This window comes from Paenibacillus intestini, from assembly GCF_030803945.1.
Lineage (GTDB): Bacteria > Bacillota > Bacilli > Paenibacillales > Paenibacillaceae > Paenibacillus > Paenibacillus polysaccharolyticus.
In genome coordinates this window covers 876,871-897,144 of the sequence record NZ_JAURUN010000002.1, presented here as the reverse complement: position 1 = coordinate 897,144, position 20,274 = coordinate 876,871, and the positions used below count along the sequence as shown (strand labels likewise).

17 protein-coding genes are annotated in these 20,274 nt (G+C 45.5%); 14 read left to right on the top strand and 3 right to left on the bottom strand.

Features of this window, described 5'->3' with window-relative positions; translation table 11 throughout:
- From J2T16_RS09075 to J2T16_RS09045, 7 genes are all read left to right on the top strand, one after another.
- Positions 1-1,461: a sensor histidine kinase gene (locus J2T16_RS09075; RefSeq protein WP_154983018.1), complete on the top strand. Its 1,461-nt coding sequence runs from the start codon at positions 1-3 to the stop codon at positions 1,459-1,461.
- 69 nt (positions 1,462-1,530) lie between these two features.
- Complete coding sequence (locus tag J2T16_RS09070; RefSeq protein ID WP_154887432.1) at positions 1,531-2,484, top strand: 4-hydroxy-3-methylbut-2-enyl diphosphate reductase; 954 nt, start codon at positions 1,531-1,533, stop codon at positions 2,482-2,484.
- A 297-nt stretch (positions 2,485-2,781) separates the two neighbouring features.
- Complete coding sequence (aroF, locus tag J2T16_RS09065) at positions 2,782-3,846, top strand: 3-deoxy-7-phosphoheptulonate synthase (RefSeq protein WP_441925785.1); 1,065 nt, start codon at positions 2,782-2,784, stop codon at positions 3,844-3,846.
- A gap of 414 nt (positions 3,847-4,260) precedes the next feature.
- Positions 4,261-5,685 (top strand): type I glutamate--ammonia ligase, encoded by a 1,425-nt coding sequence (gene glnA, locus J2T16_RS09060; RefSeq protein ID WP_090919896.1) that lies wholly within the window; start codon positions 4,261-4,263, stop codon positions 5,683-5,685.
- Between the two features lie 235 nt (positions 5,686-5,920).
- Positions 5,921-7,009 carry a 3-phosphoserine/phosphohydroxythreonine transaminase gene (gene serC, locus J2T16_RS09055; protein ID WP_499018181.1) on the top strand — a complete coding sequence of 363 codons (1,089 nt, stop codon included), beginning with the start codon at positions 5,921-5,923 and terminating at the stop codon, positions 7,007-7,009.
- Between the two features lie 163 nt (positions 7,010-7,172).
- The gene (trmL, locus tag J2T16_RS09050; RefSeq protein WP_482913992.1) at positions 7,173-7,637 is read left to right on the top strand and encodes a tRNA (uridine(34)/cytosine(34)/5-carboxymethylaminomethyluridine(34)-2'-O)-methyltransferase TrmL; all 465 of its coding nucleotides are present in this window, start codon (positions 7,173-7,175) and stop codon (positions 7,635-7,637) included.
- A gap of 170 nt (positions 7,638-7,807) precedes the next feature.
- Entirely contained in the window at positions 7,808-8,053 is a 246-nt protein-coding gene (locus J2T16_RS09045) for an AbrB/MazE/SpoVT family DNA-binding domain-containing protein (protein WP_090919903.1), read from the top strand.
- A gap of 137 nt (positions 8,054-8,190) precedes the next feature.
- Here J2T16_RS09045 and J2T16_RS09040 read toward each other — a convergent pair whose 3' ends face one another.
- Complete coding sequence (locus J2T16_RS09040; protein WP_499018180.1) at positions 8,191-9,111, bottom strand: serine hydrolase domain-containing protein; 921 nt, start codon at positions 9,109-9,111, stop codon at positions 8,191-8,193.
- Between the two features lie 482 nt (positions 9,112-9,593).
- Here J2T16_RS09040 and J2T16_RS09035 point away from each other — a divergent pair, with 482 nt between their 5' ends.
- The 6 genes from J2T16_RS09035 (at position 9,594) to J2T16_RS09010 (ending at position 17,330) form a co-directional block, all read left to right on the top strand.
- Complete coding sequence (locus tag J2T16_RS09035; protein WP_154886846.1) at positions 9,594-10,358, top strand: alpha/beta hydrolase; 765 nt, start codon at positions 9,594-9,596, stop codon at positions 10,356-10,358.
- Between the two features lie 11 nt (positions 10,359-10,369).
- Complete coding sequence (locus J2T16_RS09030; protein WP_090919910.1) at positions 10,370-11,329, top strand: ABC transporter permease; 960 nt, start codon at positions 10,370-10,372, stop codon at positions 11,327-11,329.
- 18 nt (positions 11,330-11,347) lie between these two features.
- A complete protein-coding gene (locus J2T16_RS09025; protein ID WP_090919912.1) occupies positions 11,348-12,247 on the top strand; it encodes a carbohydrate ABC transporter permease in 900 nt (299 codons plus the stop codon).
- 57 nt (positions 12,248-12,304) lie between these two features.
- Positions 12,305-13,909, top strand: coding sequence for a type 2 periplasmic-binding domain-containing protein (locus tag J2T16_RS09020; RefSeq protein WP_090919914.1), 1,605 nt, complete (start codon positions 12,305-12,307; stop codon positions 13,907-13,909).
- Between the two features lie 134 nt (positions 13,910-14,043).
- A complete protein-coding gene (gene bglX / locus J2T16_RS09015) occupies positions 14,044-16,209 on the top strand; it encodes a beta-glucosidase BglX (protein WP_499018178.1) in 2,166 nt (721 codons plus the stop codon).
- Positions 16,210-16,307: 98 nt separating this feature from the next.
- Positions 16,308-17,330, top strand: a complete 1,023-nt coding sequence (locus J2T16_RS09010; RefSeq protein WP_221786421.1) for a LacI family DNA-binding transcriptional regulator — start codon at positions 16,308-16,310, stop codon at positions 17,328-17,330.
- A 339-nt stretch (positions 17,331-17,669) separates the two neighbouring features.
- Here the strand turns inward: J2T16_RS09010 and J2T16_RS09005 are convergent, their stop codons facing one another.
- Together J2T16_RS09005 and J2T16_RS09000 are read right to left on the bottom strand one after the other, a co-directional pair.
- A complete protein-coding gene (locus J2T16_RS09005; RefSeq protein WP_499018177.1) occupies positions 17,670-18,734 on the bottom strand; it encodes a phosphodiester glycosidase family protein in 1,065 nt (354 codons plus the stop codon).
- Positions 18,731-19,141, bottom strand: coding sequence for a hypothetical protein (locus J2T16_RS09000; RefSeq protein ID WP_499018176.1), 411 nt, complete (start codon positions 19,139-19,141; stop codon positions 18,731-18,733). Before J2T16_RS09000 ends, J2T16_RS09005 begins: the two co-directional genes overlap by 4 nt.
- Before the next feature lie 431 nt (positions 19,142-19,572).
- On the opposite strand from J2T16_RS09000, the gene J2T16_RS08995 reads away from it, so the two are divergent.
- Complete coding sequence (locus J2T16_RS08995; RefSeq protein ID WP_221786424.1) at positions 19,573-20,229, top strand: response regulator transcription factor; 657 nt, start codon at positions 19,573-19,575, stop codon at positions 20,227-20,229.
- Positions 20,230-20,274 lie beyond the last annotated feature (45 nt).

Sequence of the window (20,274 nt, the reverse complement as noted above, 5' to 3'; positions counted from 1 at the left end):
ATGTCCATTCGGTTGAGACTAACCGCATGGTATTCGGGAATTCTGGCAGCCGTGCTGATCTTTTGGGGTGTGGTCATTTATGCTTTTGTGTATTTTAATACCTACAACGAAGTAGAACAGCAGTTAAGGGAAAAGAGCCTGCGGATCACGGAACAGATCGGGGTCAACCCGCTATCACAGACACTTGATCTTGATCCTTTTGCGGAGAGCCAGCTTCAGGAAGCTCAAATCTACATTCAACTGGTGGACTATGAAAGCAGATCGGTTAAGTTCTCAGGTAATATGGAGAAAGCGGACATTACCTTTCCTGTGATTAATATTAACCGTATTCGTGATGAGATAGGGATCTCCAAAGTCAGTGTGCATGGTATCCCTTTTCTCGTTAATCAGCAGGCGCTGTCTCTTAAGGGAACAAATGACATCAGGGGACTACTTCAAGTGGGAGCTAATGTCAGTTCACAGGAGCGTTTGCTTGAGGCATTAAGGAATATCTTGGTGTTCGGATGGCTTGTAGCTATGGCGCTTGCCATTACATCCGGTTTGATTCTGGCCCGTAAGTCCATGCGACCACTGGTTAATGTGATTGATGCCGCTAATCAGATTCAGTCTGGAGACGATCTTAGTGTACGTATTCAGTATTCGGGACCGAAGGATGAGATCGGTCGTCTGATTGAAACGGTGAATAACATGCTGGAGCGAACCGAGCTGTCTTTCCGTGGGCTGGAAGAGACGAATACGGCACAGCGGCGATTCGTATCCGATGCTTCCCATGAGCTACGGACACCGTTGACTACCATACGAGGAAATGTGGATTTCCTGAAAAAGTTGTGGGATCAGGAGGGTGGAGACCGCCCGAATCTGGATGAAGAAACGATCAGGCAGATGTCTCTTGAGGCCATTGAGGATATGGCTGATGAGGGCAAGCGTATGAGCCGTCTGATCAGCGATATGTTATCCCTTGCCAGAGCGGATACAGGTCAGAAGATCGAGCTTAATCCCATTCCGCTGCAGATTCTGGTGCAGGAAGTAGCACGTAGGGCCCAGTTCCTGGATCGTCAGGCAGACTGGCTTCCTGGGGATTTGTCGATTCTGAATGGTATTTACGTAAACGGAAGCAAAGATTATCTGCAACAAGTCTTGTTTATTTTTATAGAAAATGCCTTTAAATACACCCCGGAGGGTTCGGTTACGCTGGATGCTCTGTTGTATAAAGGGCAGGTCGGACTGCGGATCAGTGACACGGGAATCGGTATGGAACGGGATCAGGTACCGTTTATTTTTGACCGGTTCTACCGGGCAGACGAATCTCGTGGGGCGACGCCGGGTATCGGACTTGGATTATCCATTGCCAAATGGATCATTGAGGAGCATAACGGGTCGGTTGAAGTGGTAACGAGACGAGGAGAAGGAACCACTTTTATCATCTGGTTGCCTGTGGTCTTTGCCCCGCCTATCGAATAAAGGTATAATAGGATGAAGACTGCAATTACATCGGCCTATACAGCCGAAAAGAAAGCGGGTGGCAACCAAGTGGAAGTACTGCGAATTTCGCCGCGGGGATACTGTTATGGAGTTGTAGATGCCATGGTGCTTGCTCGTCAGGCGGCACGCAACCTGGATTTACCACGGCCTATTTATATATTAGGTATGATTGTGCATAACAAACATGTGACTGATTCTTTTGAAGATGAGGGCATTATTACGCTGGACGGTCCTAATCGGATGGAGATTCTGAATCAGGTGGAGAGTGGCACGATTATTTTTACGGCTCACGGTGTCTCGCCGGAGGTACGTAAGCTGGCTCGGGAGAAGGGGCTGACCACAGTAGATGCAACCTGTCCAGATGTGACGAAGACTCATGATCTGATCCGGGAGAAGACGGCTGAAGGTTATGATATTATCTACATCGGTAAGAAGAATCATCCGGAACCGGAAGGTGCGATTGGTGTTGCACCAGACCGTGTTCATCTGATTGAGAAGGAAGAAGAGATTGAAGGTCTGAACGTGCCTGCGGGGAAAATTTTGATTACCAATCAGACGACAATGAGTCAATGGGACATCAAACACATTATGAGCCGGTTGCTGGAGAAATTCCCAGGAGCTGAAATTCATAACGAAATATGTCTCGCTACGCAAGTACGTCAAGAAGCGGTAGCAGAGCAAGCTGGGCAGGCCGATCTTGTTATTGTTGTGGGTGATCCACGTAGCAATAACTCCAATCGTTTGGCACAAGTGTCCGAGGAGATTGCGGGCGTGACGGCATATCGTATATCCGACGTATCTGAAATTCAACAAGACTGGTTGAAAGGTGTGCAGAAAGTGGCTGTGACATCAGGAGCTTCAACTCCAACACCAATCACCAAGGAAGTTATTCAATATCTGGAGCAGTATGAGCATGATCAGCCGGAAACGTGGGAAATTGTACGTACCGTTAATATGAGCAAGCTATTGCCTCCGGTTCGAGAGAAGACGCGTACCACATAAATTTCAAAAGTGAATAGGAAACATCCGGCTGTGCAGATCCTCGTTTCATTGGGATGTGACATAGCGGGATGTTTTTTTGTCTATACATTTTATATTTTACCTGTAGAAAATACCGGATATAGTGATCACTCCTTGACGATAGGAAGAAACTGTGTTATATTTGCTTTAGTGATTAAAAGCTTAAAAGCGAACAAGCGTTTAAGCGCGACAGAATTTTGGGGTTTTAGAAATCAGAAATCAGACATCAGACGCACGAAGTAAACGAGTGCTCTTATACAAGGAAGGATGGGAAAATTTATGATCGTAATTGCAGGCAAGGCTACCTCGGAGGACCAAATTCAGGATATCGTTAGTGTGATTGAAAAGGAAGGGCTGCAGGCACATGTATCCCGCGGAGAGGATCGCACGATCATTGGATTGATCGGTAAAGTGGAACCTAAGATGCAAGAGCACCTTCGCCAAATGAAGGGCGTGGAGAACGTGGTGAAAATCTCGAAATCTTACAAACTGGCAAGTCGTGACTTCCATCCGGAAGACACGGTCATTTCCATTAAAGGTGTAGATATTGGCGGAAAAGAGCTTGTCGTTATGGGTGGGCCTTGTGCCGTTGAATCCGCTGCACAGATTGATGAGATTGCTGGACTTGTGAAAGCAGCTGGGGGTCAAGTGCTTCGTGGAGGTGCCTTCAAGCCACGTACAGGTCCTTACAGCTTCCAAGGAACGGGTGTGGAAGGCTTGATCATGATGGCAGAAGCAGGTCAGAAGCATGACCTGCTCACGATTACAGAAGTCATGACGCCGGAATACGTAGATATCTGTGCGGAGTATGCGGATATTCTGCAGGTGGGTACACGGAACATGCAGAACTTTGATTTGCTGCGCAAGCTGGGTGAGTGCGGTAAGCCGGTATTGCTTAAACGCGGATTCAGTGCGACATATGATGAATTGCTTAATGCAGCAGAATACATTCTTGCTGGTGGTAATCCGAATGTGATGCTGTGTGAGCGCGGTATCCGTACGTTTGAACAATACACTCGTAATACACTGGATCTGTCGGCAATCCCTGTCTTGCAGTCTTTGAGCCATCTACCAGTCATCTCTGACCCGAGCCATGGCACGGGACGCCGTGAGCTGGTAGAACCGATGACCAAAGCTTCGGTAGCCGCAGGAGCTAACGGCCTGATCATTGAGATGCATACAGATCCCGACAACTCTATGACTGGAGACGGTGTGCAGTCTTTGTTCCCTGACCAGTTTGCTAACCTGCTACAAGATCTGGAGAAATTAGCTCCGATTGTGGGCAAAACATTTAACACGGCTAAACAGCCTGCTGCATTTTTCCCGGCACGAGTAGGCGTATAATTTACGTAGATAGTGGGATTTAAATAGTCAAAACCGGACCTCTGCTCCAAATTTGTTCTTTGTGAACAATTTGGGTAGATGTCCGGTTTTTCGTCTATTTTGAACATATGAACATATTTATTATCAAAGGTGATAAGAAACATTTATGATGTCACGTTTTTTCCATCATTTAGGTTATTTCGGGGGTCGCTTCACCGCATTAAATCAGTCAAATATGAATAAAAATCGTTGTTATATGCATTTTTGAATATTATAAAATGTAAGTATACCTAACATGCTCGCAAAAAATACCTTACATAAGTATTGACGATGTTATGTTTCAGAATTTATAATGACGACAGAAAAAAATTCGAATATATAGACATTTTCTTCGTGGGGTTGTTTAATGTTCGGAATATTTGGGAGGACGAATACATGTCGGTTGAAAACGTATTGAAATCAATTCAAGAGAACAACATCGAGTGGGTAGATTTTCGTTTTGTAGATTTGGCTGGTCGTGCGCATCATATCTCTTTGCCAGCTTCGGCTGTTGATGCAGACACGTTCGTAAATGGAGTAGCGTTTGATGGTTCTTCTATCCAAGGTTTCCGTGGTATTGAAGAGTCCGATATGGTTATGATGCCAGATCCTGAAGCGACTTATGTCGATCCGTTCACTGCACACCCTACATTGAATGTTATGTGTGACATTTTCACACCGGATGGCGAGCGTTATGAGCGTGATCCACGCAGCATCGCAGTTAAAGCAGAAGCTTTCCTGAAAGAAAGCGGCGTAGGTACTGCAGCGTTCTTCGCACCAGAGTCCGAATTCTTCATCTTCGACGATGTTCGATATGAGAGCGGTACGAACAGCTCTTCTTACTTCGTTGATTCCGAAGAAGCATCATGGAACACAAACCGCAAAGAAGAAGGCGGCAACCTGGGCTTCAAAGTTCGCACGAAAGGTGGATATGTTCCTGTAGCTCCAGTGGATACTCAACAAGATATCCGTAGCGAAATGTGTCGTTTGTTGGAAGAAGCAGGTTTGTCCATCGAGCGTCATCACCATGAAGTAGCGACTGCGGGTCAAGCTGAAATCAACTTCCGTTTTGATACCTTGAAGAAAACAGCAGATAACCTGCTTGTATACAAATACATCGTGCACAACACGGCGCGTCAATATGGCAAAGTAGCAACATTCATGCCAAAACCACTGTTCGGTGACAATGGTAGCGGAATGCACGTTCACCAATCGATCTTTGATGGTGATTCCCCATTGTTCTATGACAAAGGTGGTTATGCTAACCTCAGCGAAATGGCTCTGCATTACATCGGAGGTATCCTTTACCACGCTCCAGCACTGATCGCTTTGACTAACCCAAGCACAAACTCGTTTAAACGTCTCGTGCCTGGTTACGAAGCACCGGTTAACTTGGTATACTCCAAAGGTAACCGTTCTGCAGCTGTACGTATCCCGGTAGCAGCGGTAACACCTAAAGGCTGTCGTATCGAGTTCCGTACACCGGACTCCACAGCTAACCCATACTTGGCATTCTCTGCAATGCTGATGGCGGGTCTGGACGGAATCAAACGCAAAATTAACCCAACGGAGCTCGGATATGGTCCACTCGATAAAAACATCTACGACCTTTCTGATGCAGATAAAGAAAACATCCGCAGTGTACCGGCTTCCCTCGAAGAAGCACTGGATGCACTGGCGGCTGATAACGAGTTCTTGACTGAAGGTGGCGTGTTCACCAAAGAATTCATCGATAACTACATCAACCTCAAACGCGATGAAGCTAAAGCAGTTGCGATCCGCATTCATCCGCATGAGTACAGCCTCTACTTCGACTGCTAATCAGTTGGAGTCGGAACCGAAGGGTTCCAGATTAAAGCCTCCGGGATTCTTTCTCGGAGGCTTTTCCTTGAAACAAACAGTGTAGTGCTTTAACTTTTTAGGGTGATAAAGGAATTTGATGGCTTTTAACGAGTTTTCAGTGCATATTCCCCTTGAAGCGTTCAGGGAATACTGATATCATAGCGATAATATTTACTTCATATGTCAGTTAAGGATGGAAAGGGCGGGGGATTTTGTGACAAAGAGAGCGTATAACTTTAATGCCGGACCAGCAGCGTTACCACTTGAAGTATTGGAGCGTGCTCAGGCGGAATTTGTAGATTTTCGTAATACAGGCATGTCGATTATGGAGATGTCTCACCGTGGGGCCGTGTACGAGTCTGTACATAATGAAGCGCAGGAGCGCTTGTTGTCACTGCTAGGTAATCCAAAAGGCTATAAAGTTCTTTTCTTGCAAGGCGGTGCAAGCACACAGTTTGCGATGCTGCCGATGAACCTGCTTGGGGCAGGTCAGACAGCTAGTTACATCATGACAGGCAGCTGGGCCAAAAAGGCTCTGTCTGAAGCGAAGTTAATTGGTGAGACTCATATCTCCGCTTCTTCGGAATCCGATAAATTCATGAAATTACCGGATGTTTCGAATCTGAGTTTGCCTGAACGTACGGCTTATGTGCACGTAACTTCAAATGAGACAATTGAAGGTACGCAATTCAAGGCTTTCCCTGATACCGGATCGGTACCGCTCATTGCTGATATGTCCAGTGATATTTTCTGCAAACCGTTTGATCTGAATCAGTTTGGTATGATCTATGCAGGTGCACAGAAAAACCTCGGCCCTTCGGGAATTACCGTTGTTATTGCACGCGAGGAGTTGGTGAGTGAATCTCCGAAGACCATTCCAACCATGTTCCGTTACAGCACTCATGTAGATAACAATTCCCTGTATAATACACCGCCATCCTTCTCGGTATATATGGTGAACGAAGTGTTGAAATGGATTGAAGAACAAGGCGGTCTGGCTGGTGTGGAACAAAAGAATATCAAAAAAGCGGAATTACTCTACAATACGATTGATTCCTCAGGGGATTTCTATCGTGGCTGCGTTGCGTCAGAAGACCGCTCGTTGATGAATGTGACGTTCAGGCTCGCTTCCGAGGAACTGGAGAAGAAATTCATTAAAGCTTCAGAGCAGGAAGGTTTTGTAGGTCTGAAAGGGCATCGCAGTGTAGGTGGACTTCGTGCTTCGATCTATAATGCGGCCCCATACGAGAGTGTGAAGGCACTTACCGACTTTATGAACCATTTCCAGCAGACAAACGGATAACTTTATTTTTAAAAAAGAAGATCAAATATAGTAGCAGCGAGGCTTGGATGAGCTGTGCTTCTGCTATGGCAAAGCCTTCCACATTGACGTGTGGAGGGCTTTTCTTTAAAATTAGAGGATTGTTGTATACATGTACATGAAATAAAAAGGAGATCAAACACATATGGCATTACACATCGTTCTTGTTGAACCGGAGATCCCGGCTAACACGGGGAACATCTCGCGGACTTGTGCGGCGACTGGAACTCATCTTCATCTTGTGCGTCCTCTGGGATTCCGGACAGATGATGCGACCTTGAAGCGTGCTGGACTCGACTACTGGCATGCGGTTCATATCGAATATCATGATTCATTTGACGAGGTTCAGGAGAAATATCCGGACGGACGTTTCTTCTACGCAACAACGAAAGCTAAAAACCGGTATTCGGATTTCGAATTTCAGGATGGAGACTTTCTCGTGTTTGGTAAAGAAACAAAGGGGCTTCCACCTGAATTGATTGCTGCCAACCCGGAAACTAGCATGAAAATGCCGATGAGCGGAGATGTTCGTTCATTAAATCTTTCCAATTCAGCAGCGATTATTGTATATGAAGCACTGCGTCAGCTAAATTTTCCAGGACTGGATTAGGGAATCGCATCTTAAAAAGACGGTTATAATTCGCTAAAAAAACATTTTTCAAAAAAAAGGACAAAAAATGTTTATTTCCAGCAGGATTCGACAAAATTTTGGCGAATCTATAGATATAGTACTAATGTACCTAGAAATTCAGAGTAAGATAGGAGAGGTGTGCCGTAGCTATGAAGCCAGCTGGAGTAGTTCGCAAAGTTGACCAATTGGGTAGGATCGTATTGCCTAAATCTTTGCGCAAAAGGTATCAAATGAATGAAGGAGATCCTGTAGAAATTTTAGTTCAAGGGGATCACATTATCTTGGAAAGATACCGTCCGAAATGTATTTTCTGCGGATCAATGGAAGATGTCAATGACTTTAAAGAGCGTTACATATGCGCACAATGCTTAGAAGAAATGACTCAGCTTTCATAAAAGCAAGCAAAAAACACTATGGAGCATACAAACTCCATGGTGTTTTTGTTTTTTAATGTTTAACGTTGTATAAGATGACACAGCGACTTGGAAGCTCGTTCTTGCACCCAGTGTCTATGTAAACTAATAAATCATCCTTAGTTCGACTGATTTAGCGCTGGCAAAATCTGATCCCATACAGCGTTCAGGATGCCTTGCATATTCTCCTCTTCACTGTTGATACTGATGACAGCCTCTTTGGAAGGCAGGACAATGCAGAATTGACCATAAGCTCCATCAGCTCGATAAGCATCATGCGAGCACATCCAGAACTGATACCCATAGCCTTGTCCCCAATCCCCATCTCCGGTAGTCTCAATCTGTTTACGAGTAGCTGCTCTGATCCACTCAGCTGGAACCAGCTGTTGGTTATCCCAGCGACCTTCTTGAAGCAAGAACTGACCAAATCGGCTTAATTCCTCGTTACTCAGCCACAAACCTGCACATCCCAGGGTAACGCCAAGCGGAGAAGTCTCCCATTCAATATCAAGCATGCCGAGTGGTTCAAAAAGACGTGGAATGAGGTAATCTTTTACTGTCTGACCAATAGCCTCTTGCAGCATGGCCGAGATCATAAACGTATCCCCACTGCTGTATGTGAAATGCTCTCCTGGCCTTCGATCCAGTGATAGAGACATATAGTGTTTTACCCAGTCCTTTTCCTCTAAAGAGGCGCGTTCGTCAGCCCAGAGGGGTGGGTCATCGTGACCTGATGACATGCGAAGCAGATCCCTCAATGTGAGCTCTCGCGGAGAGGGCAGTTGTGAGGGGGGGCGCTGTGCTTGGTCATAAGGGAAGTAATCGCCCAAAGTGTCATCCAACTGAATAAGTCCTTCTTCAACGGCAAGTCCAACCGCCATGCAGGTAAAGGATTTACTTACAGAATGTTGCACACGCCGGCGATCACCGTCTGGATGCCATTCATCCAGAAGTCGCCCATTTTGTAGTACACGCACAGAGTGCACAACAAGCTTCTCTTCTGTGATTGTGTCAATAAATCCTTTAAGTTGTTCTGCCATGATAACCCTCCAGTTCCAAGCGTTTACCTGAATGAATTCAGTCTGGTGAAACGTTTCCGTAATCTGATTGCAAAATTAGAACTCATGTTAGTATATTCTCGGTTTGATGTCAATTCTTGTGTAATAATGAATGATTAAATCCGAAAATACTCGTTATAAAAGTGCCTTTTGAATCAAAATTGGAACAATCAGGTCACTTTTTTGATAAAAAAACGCGAAAATTGTAAAAAGGTTATTGACAGAGTTTAGTCAACGGGATTATGATTTATTCGAAACGATTCGAAGAAATCGCTTCCAAGTAAAATGTTGATATTTAAACTCCAGGTAAATCAGTGTTGATTGTTTTTGAAACGATTCGAGAGAATCGTTTCGATAACCAAAGCCGGTAAAAGTGAGCATGTTGGGGGAAGTAACAGCAAGCAAAGAAAGAGAAAAAGCAAAGCCGCAGTTAAAAGCAACAAAGATGAAAGGGGTTACGATCAATGGCGCATATTACGATCGAAACCGGATCGCCCACATTATGCATGAATACAAGCATACACGTGGTATCCAGTGACTCCGGAGAGACTTCAGGCGGTACACTATATCTGCTTCACGGGGCAGGAGACAATGCGAGTACCTGGCAACGTCTGACCACCATTGAGATGTATGCAGCCCAGTATGGTTGCACCGTCATCATGCCTGAAGCCAATCGCAGTTATTACACGGATATGGAATACGGCCTGAATTACTTCCACTACATCACGAAGGAACTGCCTGAACTATGTGAAAGGCTACTGAAGCTAAATTCCGACCCAGCCAAAACTTATGTTGCCGGTTTGTCCATGGGTGGATATGGAGCGTTGAAATGTGGGTTGACCTATCCTGAGCAGTACAGCAAAGTAGTGTCTTTATCCGGTGTAACGAATATTCAGGCGCGGCTTCGTGATCCCCATATGCCGGAAGGTATGATCAAGGAAATGAAAGCGGTTTTTGGGGAACGGTTACAGGTAAAGGCTGATCAGGATATTTACGCATTGTCAGCCAGACTGCTGGAGCAGGGAGGAGCCTTGCCGAAGATATTGAGTTGTTGCGGGGACCATGATCCTTTCGTGGACATGAATCGGGACTACGCCGAGTATATGCAGGGAACTGCATTTGATTTTCGGTATGTAGAAACACCTGGAACGCATGAATGGCGATTTTGGGAACAGCATCTGAAAACGATGTTTGATTTTCTTTACAACGACAACACCATAGTAGAGTGAGGAGATGCAAATTGAAACCTGCAGCCGAAGGACCTAACAAAAAGCTGAAGGCAAACATGAGAGGTAAGTCGCTTTGGACTGAAATCTGGAAACACCGAATGACGTATACCCTGCTTATTCCAGGGATGGTCTGGTTGATCCTGTTTGCCTATATGCCGATGGGCGGCCTGTCACTGGCGTTCAAAGACTACAAGGCTAACCTTGGAATCTGGGGAAGTCCGTGGAGCGGATTTGAAAACTTCAAATATGTCTTCCGCGATCCGACCTTTATTGATGCCGTATGGCGGACGCTTTACATTAACATTTTGAAGCTGATTATTCAGTTCCCGTTTCCGATTATTCTGGCACTGCTGTTGAATGAGTTGCGGATGCGCAGAGGTAAGAAGTGGTTCCAGACCGTCCTGACATTTCCGCACTTCCTGTCCTGGATCATCGTATCCGGTGTAGTCATTAACGTGCTTGCCTATGACGGACTTGTAAACAGTGCACTTGGATTACTTGGTTTACCGACGATTAATTTCTTGGGTTCGGAATCCAACTTTGTTCCGATGTTGTTGCTGACTGACATTTGGAAATCGAGCGGCTGGGGCGCAATTATCTTCCTGGCAGCGATCTCCGGTATCGATCAGGATCAATATGAATCTGCACAGATCGATGGAGCATCCCGGATGCAGCAGATGTTCCGCATTACGCTGCCAAACATTATGCCAACGATCACGGTTATGTTTATTTTGTCGGTGGGCGGATTGATGTCCTCCGGTTTCGACCAGATCTTCAACTTGGCGAACGCCGCAACGAAAAATGTATCTGAAGTACTCGATGTATATATCTATCGGATTACGTTCCAGTCATCAACCGACTTTTCATTCTCGACAGCGGTCAGCTTGTTCCGTTCCCTGGTGAATATGGCGCTGTTGCTTCTGGCCGACAGATTTGCCAAGTGGCTTGGTGGAGACGGTTTATTCCGATAAGAGAGGAGGAGAAGTGAGATGAGCAAAGCTGGAAGAAAACCTAAGATTGGCACCGAACGAATGACCTTTCTGGATTACATGATATTCGCCGTTTTATTGGTACTTGCACTGATGATTCTGATTCCGTTCTGGAATGTCATTATGATCTCGTTTGCAACCCAAAAAGAGTATGCTGAAAATCCGTTCCTGATGTTCCCGAAAGAGTTCACGCTTGATTCATATAAAGCACTGTTCGCTGACGGTAGAATCCTGTCGGGTTACAAAAATACATTGATCTTGCTGGTGATTGGCTTACCGCTGAGCTTGTTCCTGACAACAAGCATGGCTTATGGCCTGAGCCGCGGCAATTTCCCATTTAAAAAGTTTCTCTTTTTCCTGGTACTGTTCACCATGATCTTTAACGGGGGTATCGTTCCTCTGTATCTGATTATGAAATCACTACAACTAACAGGTACATTATGGTCTGTTATTCTGGCAGGAAGCTTCAGTGCCTTTAACATGATTCTGATGATGAACTATTTCTACACACTGCCTGAATCCCTTATGGAATCTGCACGACTCGATGGTGCAGGAGAGTGGAGAATTTTATTCTCCGTCGTTCTTCCGCTGGCAACGCCAATTATGGCAACCATTACACTCTTCTACGGGGTAGCCTACTGGAACAGTTGGTATGACGCGATGATCTTCCTGCGAAAAGCGGACCAGTTACCGCTGCAAAACGTGCTAAGGAACATCATTGTAACTGCCACAACGAATGCCTCCAATGCATCCAGTGTGGACGCAGTAAAACTGAGCAGCTTCTCTATGGGTATGAAGATGGCTGCAGTATTTATCACGATGGTACCAATTATGTGTTTCTTCCCAATGTTGCAAAAGCACTTTGCCAAAGGGGTATTAACAGGGGCTATCAAGACCTGATATACACATAGGATTTCAATGCACAAGAAATTCGACTAAAAACATGGGGGTAAAAGCATGAAAACGGGTAAAAAGTTGTCAGTCAAATCGTTATTTGCGATCACACTCTGTCTCATGATGTTGGTAGTGTCGGCTTGTTCCAACAGCAGCAAAGGCTCAGATGGTGGCAACGAAAAGGATGCGGAAGGGAATTACAAAGATAACCTGACCATTTCCGTAGCGAATCTGACCGAAGTGAAAACCGGAAATATGGACAATGAGTTCCATAAGTTCTGGGAAGACAAGTTTAACATCAAGTGGGATTACAACTATATTGACTGGGATTCATGGGGTGAGAAGCTTCGCCTGTGGATTAACTCTGGTGACCTGCCGGATGTAGCGGTATGGAATTATGTACACGGTGATGCCATCAACAACATTGATCAAGGCTTGTTCTACAAGTTCCCGGATGATTGGAAAGAAAGATGGCCTAACGTTGCTGCGGCTTACAAGCTGACAGGACTTGGCGACAAGCTGGAAGAATTGACAGGCGGTACGTATGTGCTTCCTAGACCTATTTATTTCGAAAACAAACCTGCTGATCCGCTGACCAACCAAATTGGTGTTATCGCTCTTCGTAAAGACTGGGCAAAAGCGGTTGGGTTTGAACTGAAAGATGCGTACACAACTTCTGAATTGAATCAGTTCGCTGAACTGGTGAAAGAAAAGGACCCAGGTAAGGTGGGTAATAAACTGGTGCCATTGTCTTACAATGCTGCCGATGCAATGACAAACATGATCATGCCGAATAGTGTTCATGCGATGACAGACGTTCCTTTCTACAAAGGTGAAGATGGTAAGTTCCATTGGGGCCCTGCAGATCAGGAAACACTGACAGGTTTGAAATTGATGCAAAAAGCGTACAAGGATGGGTTGCTTAACCCAGAGTTCTACACTTGGAAAAACAATGAAGGACAAAACAACTTCAAAGTAACAGGTACTGCAGCTGTAACTAGTCTTGGTGGACTTGCTTCTTATAGACAAGGTCTGGATTCTGATATGAGAAAGAACCTTGGCGTTAACAGTGATGATCTCGTTCACACAGCGATCGTTCTTGGTGATGACGGTAAATACCGCAATATGGAGCAAGCGAACTTCTGGTCTGCTCTGATTTTCAACCCGAACATTAGTGACGAGAAATTCGAACGCATTATGGACTTGATCGATTACTCTGCAACCAAAGAAGGACAATTGCTGATCAACATGGGCTTCGAAGGCAAGGACTGGAAATACGATGACAACAAAGAGTTGGTGAACTTGCTACCAGAGGGAACGGTACTCGAAGACAAGTACCCTGCACGTTTTGAAGGACTCTATCTTCTTGGCGATGACTTCAGTGTAGTAAACCCTGCAATCAAAAAAGATTATCGTGATAGAGCAGTAGAATTGTTCCAGGAGAAAGCAAAGCTTGGTACTGAAAGTAAATCACTTGCACCATACGATTGGGATGTTAACCTGTATGATTCCAAAGCGAAGAGCCAAGCATCTTTCGATTATCAAAACGAATATGCGAACTTGATCCTCAAAGGCGGAGACTTGGAAGCTAACTGGAAAGAGTGGGTTAATAGCAAAATGTCTCTGGTTCAGCCTTATCTGGACGAATTGAACGAAAAGTTCAAATAAACGTAATGAAATGAAGAACAACAAGGGGATGACAGGAGCGTTCTGTCTCTCCGTCCGATTGAACCCGGTGCGCGTCTCTCCCCGAACGCAGCCGGGTTCTTTCTTTCAATTAAAAGGTAGTGGAGGATGGTTACGTGGATAATCAGCAGTTGATGGATTTAGTGAATCAGATGACGCTGGAGGAGAAAGTGGCACAGCTGTTACAGCTGACTGCCAACTTCTATGAAGGGACAGATACGCAGGGCCAGATTACAGGGCCGATGGAAGAGATGGGCATTACAGAGCAATCCGTGAGAGCGAGCGGCTCCATTCTTGGCTTATCCGGTGCACAAGCGATAATGGATGTGCAACGGGCTTATATGGAAAAAAGCCGTCTCGGCATCCCGCTATTATTCATGGCAGACGTGGTGCATGGTTATAAAACGATCTTCCCGATCCCGCTGGCCATTGGCTGTTCATGGGATCTGGAACTTGCGGAGAAGAGTGCCGAGATTGCGGCGCGTGAATCCGCAGTATCCGGTTTGCATGTCACTTTTGCACCGATGGTCGATCTGGTTCGTGATCCGCGCTGGGGGCGTGTGATGGAAACAACGGGTGAAGACCCGTATCTAAATAGTTTATTTGCTGCTGCTTTTGTACGTGGTTATCAGGGTGATAACCTGACGGATGAGCTGGATCGTCTTGCAGCCTGTGTAAAACACTTTGCCGCGTATGGTGCAGCGGAGGGTGGGCGTGATTACAATACGGTAGATATGTCAGAGCGTCAGCTCCGTGAATATTATCTGCCAGCATATAAGGCGGCACTGGATGCTGGTGTGGAGATGGTAATGACTTCATTCAATACCGTTGATGGTATTCCAGCCAGCGGGAATGAGAAGTTAATGCGTAATATTTTGCGCGAAGAATGGGGCTTTGATGGCGTGCTAATCTCGGACTGGGCTTCCATTCGTGAGATGATTGCCCATGGTGCGGCCGAGGATGACCGGGAGGCGGCATATCGTGCGATTCGTGCGGGTGTCGATATGGAGATGATGACGCCATGTTACGTCAACCATTTGCCTGAACTGGTTCAAAAGGGTGAAGTGCAAGAGCACCTTGTTGATGAAGCAGTTTTGCGCATTTTGCAGCTCAAAGACAAGCTGGGTCTGTTCGATAACCCGTTCCGAGCTGCTGATCCGGAGCGTGAGCGCGAGATAGTTTTCTCCAAGGAACATCGTGAGGTATCACGAGAACTTGCTGCGAAGTCTGCGGTGCTGCTCAAAAATGACGGACAGACCCTTCCGCTACAACCTGATGCGAGAGTTGCATTAATTGGACCTTTCGCTCAAAGCGAAGACATCCTCGGCTGGTGGTCTTGTGAAGGTGTCAAATCGGATGCGGTGAAGCTAGGAACAGCGTTGCAGGAGCGTCTCCCACAAGGTAAGGTTCTCTTGGCTCAAGGCAGTGATGTGCATACCATCACGGATGAGCAGATTGCCGTAGCACTGGAAGCAGCAAGTCAGTCTGATATCATCGTGCTTGCACTGGGCGAAGATTCCGAGATGAGTGGAGAAGGCGGCTCGCGGACAGATATTCGTTTGCCGGCAGCACAGTTACGATTGATACAGGCGCTCAAGGCATCAGGCAAACCAATCGCCATTGTCATTTTCAATGGACGTCCACTTGATCTGAACGGAGTCGTCGGCGAATCAGATGCTGTACTTGAAGCCTGGTTCCCGGGAAGCGAAGGGGGGACAGCGATTGCGGATATTCTCACAGGAGCAGTGAATCCGTCTGCACGACTTACGATGTCCTTCCCACAATCGGTTGGACAAGTTCCGGTATATTACAACCATTTCAATACAGGGCGCCCAATCAACCCGAATAATACCGAGAATCGTTATGTTTCCCAATATATTGACAGTCCGAATGAACCGTTGTTCCCGTTTGGATACGGTCTTTCCTATACGACATTTGCTTATGGAGAGGTTGAAGTGTCGGGACAGGAGCTGACTGCAAATGATTCTCTGACGGTTCAGGTGCGTGTAACCAATACAGGGGATCATGCTGGTGTAGAGACTGTGCAACTATACGTTCGGGATGTAAGCGGAGAAGTGGTTCGTCCGATGCGTGAGTTGAAAGATTATGTGAAGCTATCCCTTGCACCAGGGGAAACGGGTACGGCTAAGTTTACATTAAATGAAGAACAATTGCGTTATCATCATGCTGATCTCAGCTATCGCAGTGATCGTGGAGAGTTTCGTGTGCTGGTTGGACCAAATAGCAGAGATACACAGAGCCAAACATTCAGACTTGTCTGAATCGTTTTATGCTGTAACGAGACGTCTGTTACTTCTTATTTTAAGTTCAGGTCTTTCATTAGGAGAGGCCTGATCAACATAACAGAGGAGCGAAGAATATGGTCAGTATCAAGGATATCGCCAAAAAGGCGGGTGTTTCCATCTCGACCGTATCGTACGCGCTGAATGGAAGCAATAAAGTCACCGATGAGACCCGTTCTAAAATTTTGGTCATCGCCAAAGAGCTGAACTATGTTCCCAACGCGGCTGCCAGAACCTTGAAAAAGAGAGAGTCACGGATTCTAGGTGTTTTTCTCACGGATTTCAGCGGTGATGTATACGGAGACTTGTTAACGGGTATGAAGGCGATATGTAATGCCCAGGGGTATGATCTTATTGTATGTAGCGGTAAACAGTCTCATCGGATGTTGCCGGAGCGAATGATTGACGGGGCGATTATTCTCGATCATACGTTCTCAAGTGAGGAACTTATGCAGTATGCGGATCGAGGACATAAAATTGTAGTGCTTGACCGTGAGTTGAAACATCCTAATATAAATCAGGTACTGCTCGATAACAAGGCTGGGGCCACACTGGCGATGGAATATTTGATTGAACACGGGCACAAAAAGATCTACGTGGTTACAGGTCCAGAAGGGTCGTTTGACTCTCTACAACGGTTGAAGGCTGTAAGACAGGTTGCGGAGCGTCAGGCGGATGTGGAATGGATAGAAATCATGGGAGATTTCGAGAAAAGCGGTGGGGAACGAGCCGCAGATTACATTATACAGACGTATGAAGGGCCGGCAGCTGTTTTTTGTCTTAATGATGAGATGGCTATAGGTTTATGTGATCGTCTTGCAGATAGTGAACTCGAGATTGGCAAACAGATTGATGTCATTGGCTTCGATCATATTGAACTTACTAACTACGTACAGCCCAGACTGGCAAGTATCGATTATTCCAAACGAAAGTGGGGAGCACTTGCAGCTGAACAATTAATTAAAATTATAGCTGGAGAACCTGTGGATCACGAGCGCATATATGTCACCTTGGTGGAAGGGGAATCCGTAACCGGGCCTAATTCGGTAGAAGTCAGGTTGCCCATGCCCAATGCAAACGAACGTGCAGTCAGCTATTAAACAAGCTTTTCGTGTCACCGCCGAGAGTTTGTTAGGCGAATTCAATTGTTATAGCAAGAGACAAGCTTTGGAGGGAGAGAACATCCTTTTAAAACTTGTCTTTTGCTATATGCAGAAACATGAAAAAAGCCTCTCCGAAGAGAGGCTTGGCCCTACAGTTACAGGCCTTTTGTTTTGTCTTGGTTGTAGGATGAAGTGAGGATACCTGTGATGAATAGTGTTAATACAACTGCAATAATCCAGAATGTCAGCGAAAACGACATACACTTCGCACCTCCTGCACAAGCTCATTTACTTCTATTATAACCATATTCGTTAGAAAAGGAATGCCTTGTCCCATCATTTGTAAAATAAAAAGTGGGTAGGAACAGGTCTCAGATTGCCATCCGAAGGGTTATTGATGACTCGATTATTCAGAATTAGCGATGAGGAGCCACCGCCATCGAGATTATAAGCGTCCACCACGCCAAGTTTAAGAAGTCGACCTTGCATCTCTTCGAGGGTAGCACCTGAGCTTCCGCTCTCGTTATAACCATCGACAACCATGATCAGTAATTGATCATCTTTGTAGTTACCAATGACGGTTCGTGGAGCACGCTTCGGTGACACCTTCCATTTGTCCGGAATAATCGTTTTCTGTCCGTTTTTCATAAGGATCGGTACAAATGTCGCTCCAAATTGCGGGTGTAGGCGATCCAGGGAGCTTTTATCGAAAAATTTCCCTCCTACCAGTTTACCATCATCGTTTAGCCCGACAAAGAACAGGTCTTTGAAGCTAGCCTGAAAACCGTTGATATACTTCCCATCCATGACGGTAGTGCTGAGGGGGTAACGCTTGCCGCCGCTGTCAGCAAATCCGCCAGCATTAATCCCGGCAATCGCTCCGCTCCGTTTCACGGCCTGCATTGTCGTTTCTGATCGCCCTAGCTCACTATTCAAGGCCATCTTCATCGCATTGTGATCTTTCAGCTTGATCTTCATGGCATATCCCTTGTAGCTGCCTGGGTTTACCCGATACAGTTCAATGGTGATCCGATCACTGTCTACACGATCAAAAGGAACGCCAAGTTTGGACGTAATGCGCTTATTGTAGATTGTTTCCGGGCGAGCAGCTTGAACTTTAGCCTTTTGTACAATGGTAGACATCGTACTGGTCGTTTTATTGTAAAGCAGGGTCGTTCTTTTAATAGAAGAAGAAGTTTGAACAGCAGCCTCTTTTGCTCCCGCAAGTTCCTTACTGATTGTTTGGGTCTGAGAGGTTACCTGATCTTCTGGCAAGCTTGTAGGAATGATAGCTCCTACTTCTAATTCAGGACGAAATAGCAACAAACATATGATCAATCCTATAAAAGGAGCGAGTGCAAGCATAAAAACACGATTAACCTGTTTCACGGGTGTAATCATTTGAGCAAGTCCATCTTTTTCTGGAGAGCTTCCAGTTGTTTCTTCACTTCGCTCAATTGCGTATACAATTTGTTGCTGTTGTCTGTTTTGTTGCTTGCATTGTCCTTGGTGAACGTAAGCAGTTCATTGAAGGACTGAACCTGTCCCTGCAATGCTGCAACTTCTGAAGAGATCGTTGTTAGTTGCTTTTCATAATCGCTTTTCAATGCGTCAATCTGATGCTCAGTATGGACCTGAAGCTGGTTGATCATCTGTTGCTGGAGGTGATTACTATAATAGTAGGTTCCAGTGACTCCTAGTACAATGAGAACGATCCACATGACCAGAAACCATTTAACGGATGATCTGATCTTGCCTTTGGCGCTCCGGGTGTGATGGATGTCAGAAGACGGGTCGGATGGTTTCATAACATCACTCCTGGTTCTATATATTAGATTAAAAAATTCCAATCCTCATTCTATCATGGTGCTATTGATTACGCAAAAATGAAATTCTTTAAATAATAGATCAAAAAGAGATTGCATCGGAAGGAAGTCCTAGGATACAATTTCTTATAGATGCAATAAGTAGGAACTTTGGGCAGGTTTTTCGACTTTTTTAGATAGAAATGCAGGAATTTTATACTAGGTTTTGATCATTTCATGCATGGAATGGGGCCCATCTTGCCTTTTCTACAGTAGAATACAGTCAGAAAACAGAGTTTTTGAGCGCTGAGTCCTGTATTTTCCTTTTATTCGACATAATCCGACCTTAGCTTCATCTATACTCGGACTGTCGCATAAAGGATATAGATGGAAAACAGAAGTCAATTGTCCAATACATAACAGGGGGAACCACAATGAAAAAAGTATGGCAGGTGGTCATCGTAGATATCCACCCCACCAGCATGCTGGGAACAAAATTAATCTTGGAAGAGCAACAGGATCTGACGGTACGTGGTATGACTTCGACCGGAACGGAGGGTCTTGAACTGGTGAGTGCGCACAAGCCTGATTTGATTCTCATGGATTATCGTTTGCCAGAAGGGCAGGCAGATCAGTACATCGCTCAAATCAAAGGGCTTTCGAATGAGACACATATTATTATTCTGACAGATGAAGATAACGTAAAGTTGTTTCGTTACCTAATGAGTCTCGGTGCAAGCGGCATGTTATCCAAACAGGCTTCGCCAAGCCAATTGATTCATCTGATCTCCGGACTAAGAGAAGGCTACGTTTCAATACCCATGTCTTGGTTAAACAGTGAGGATTGGGGGCAACCTGCCGATTCACAGTCTGAAGAAGGTATAATTGAACTAACCGAGACAGAAACTTTTATTATGGAAAGAATTGTTCAAGGGATAACCTATGATAAAATAGCGAGTGAGATCAATGTGAGTCGGCGCTCGATAGACAATTACTTGCGTAAAATCTATGTGAAGCTGGAAGTGAGCAGCAGAGCACAGGCCATCGAACGTTATGCCTTGCATGCAAGACAATCCAAGACGGTGTCTTAATTATTGTCTCCGCTGGTCCTAGCTGGTCATAATAAAATTGCTCCT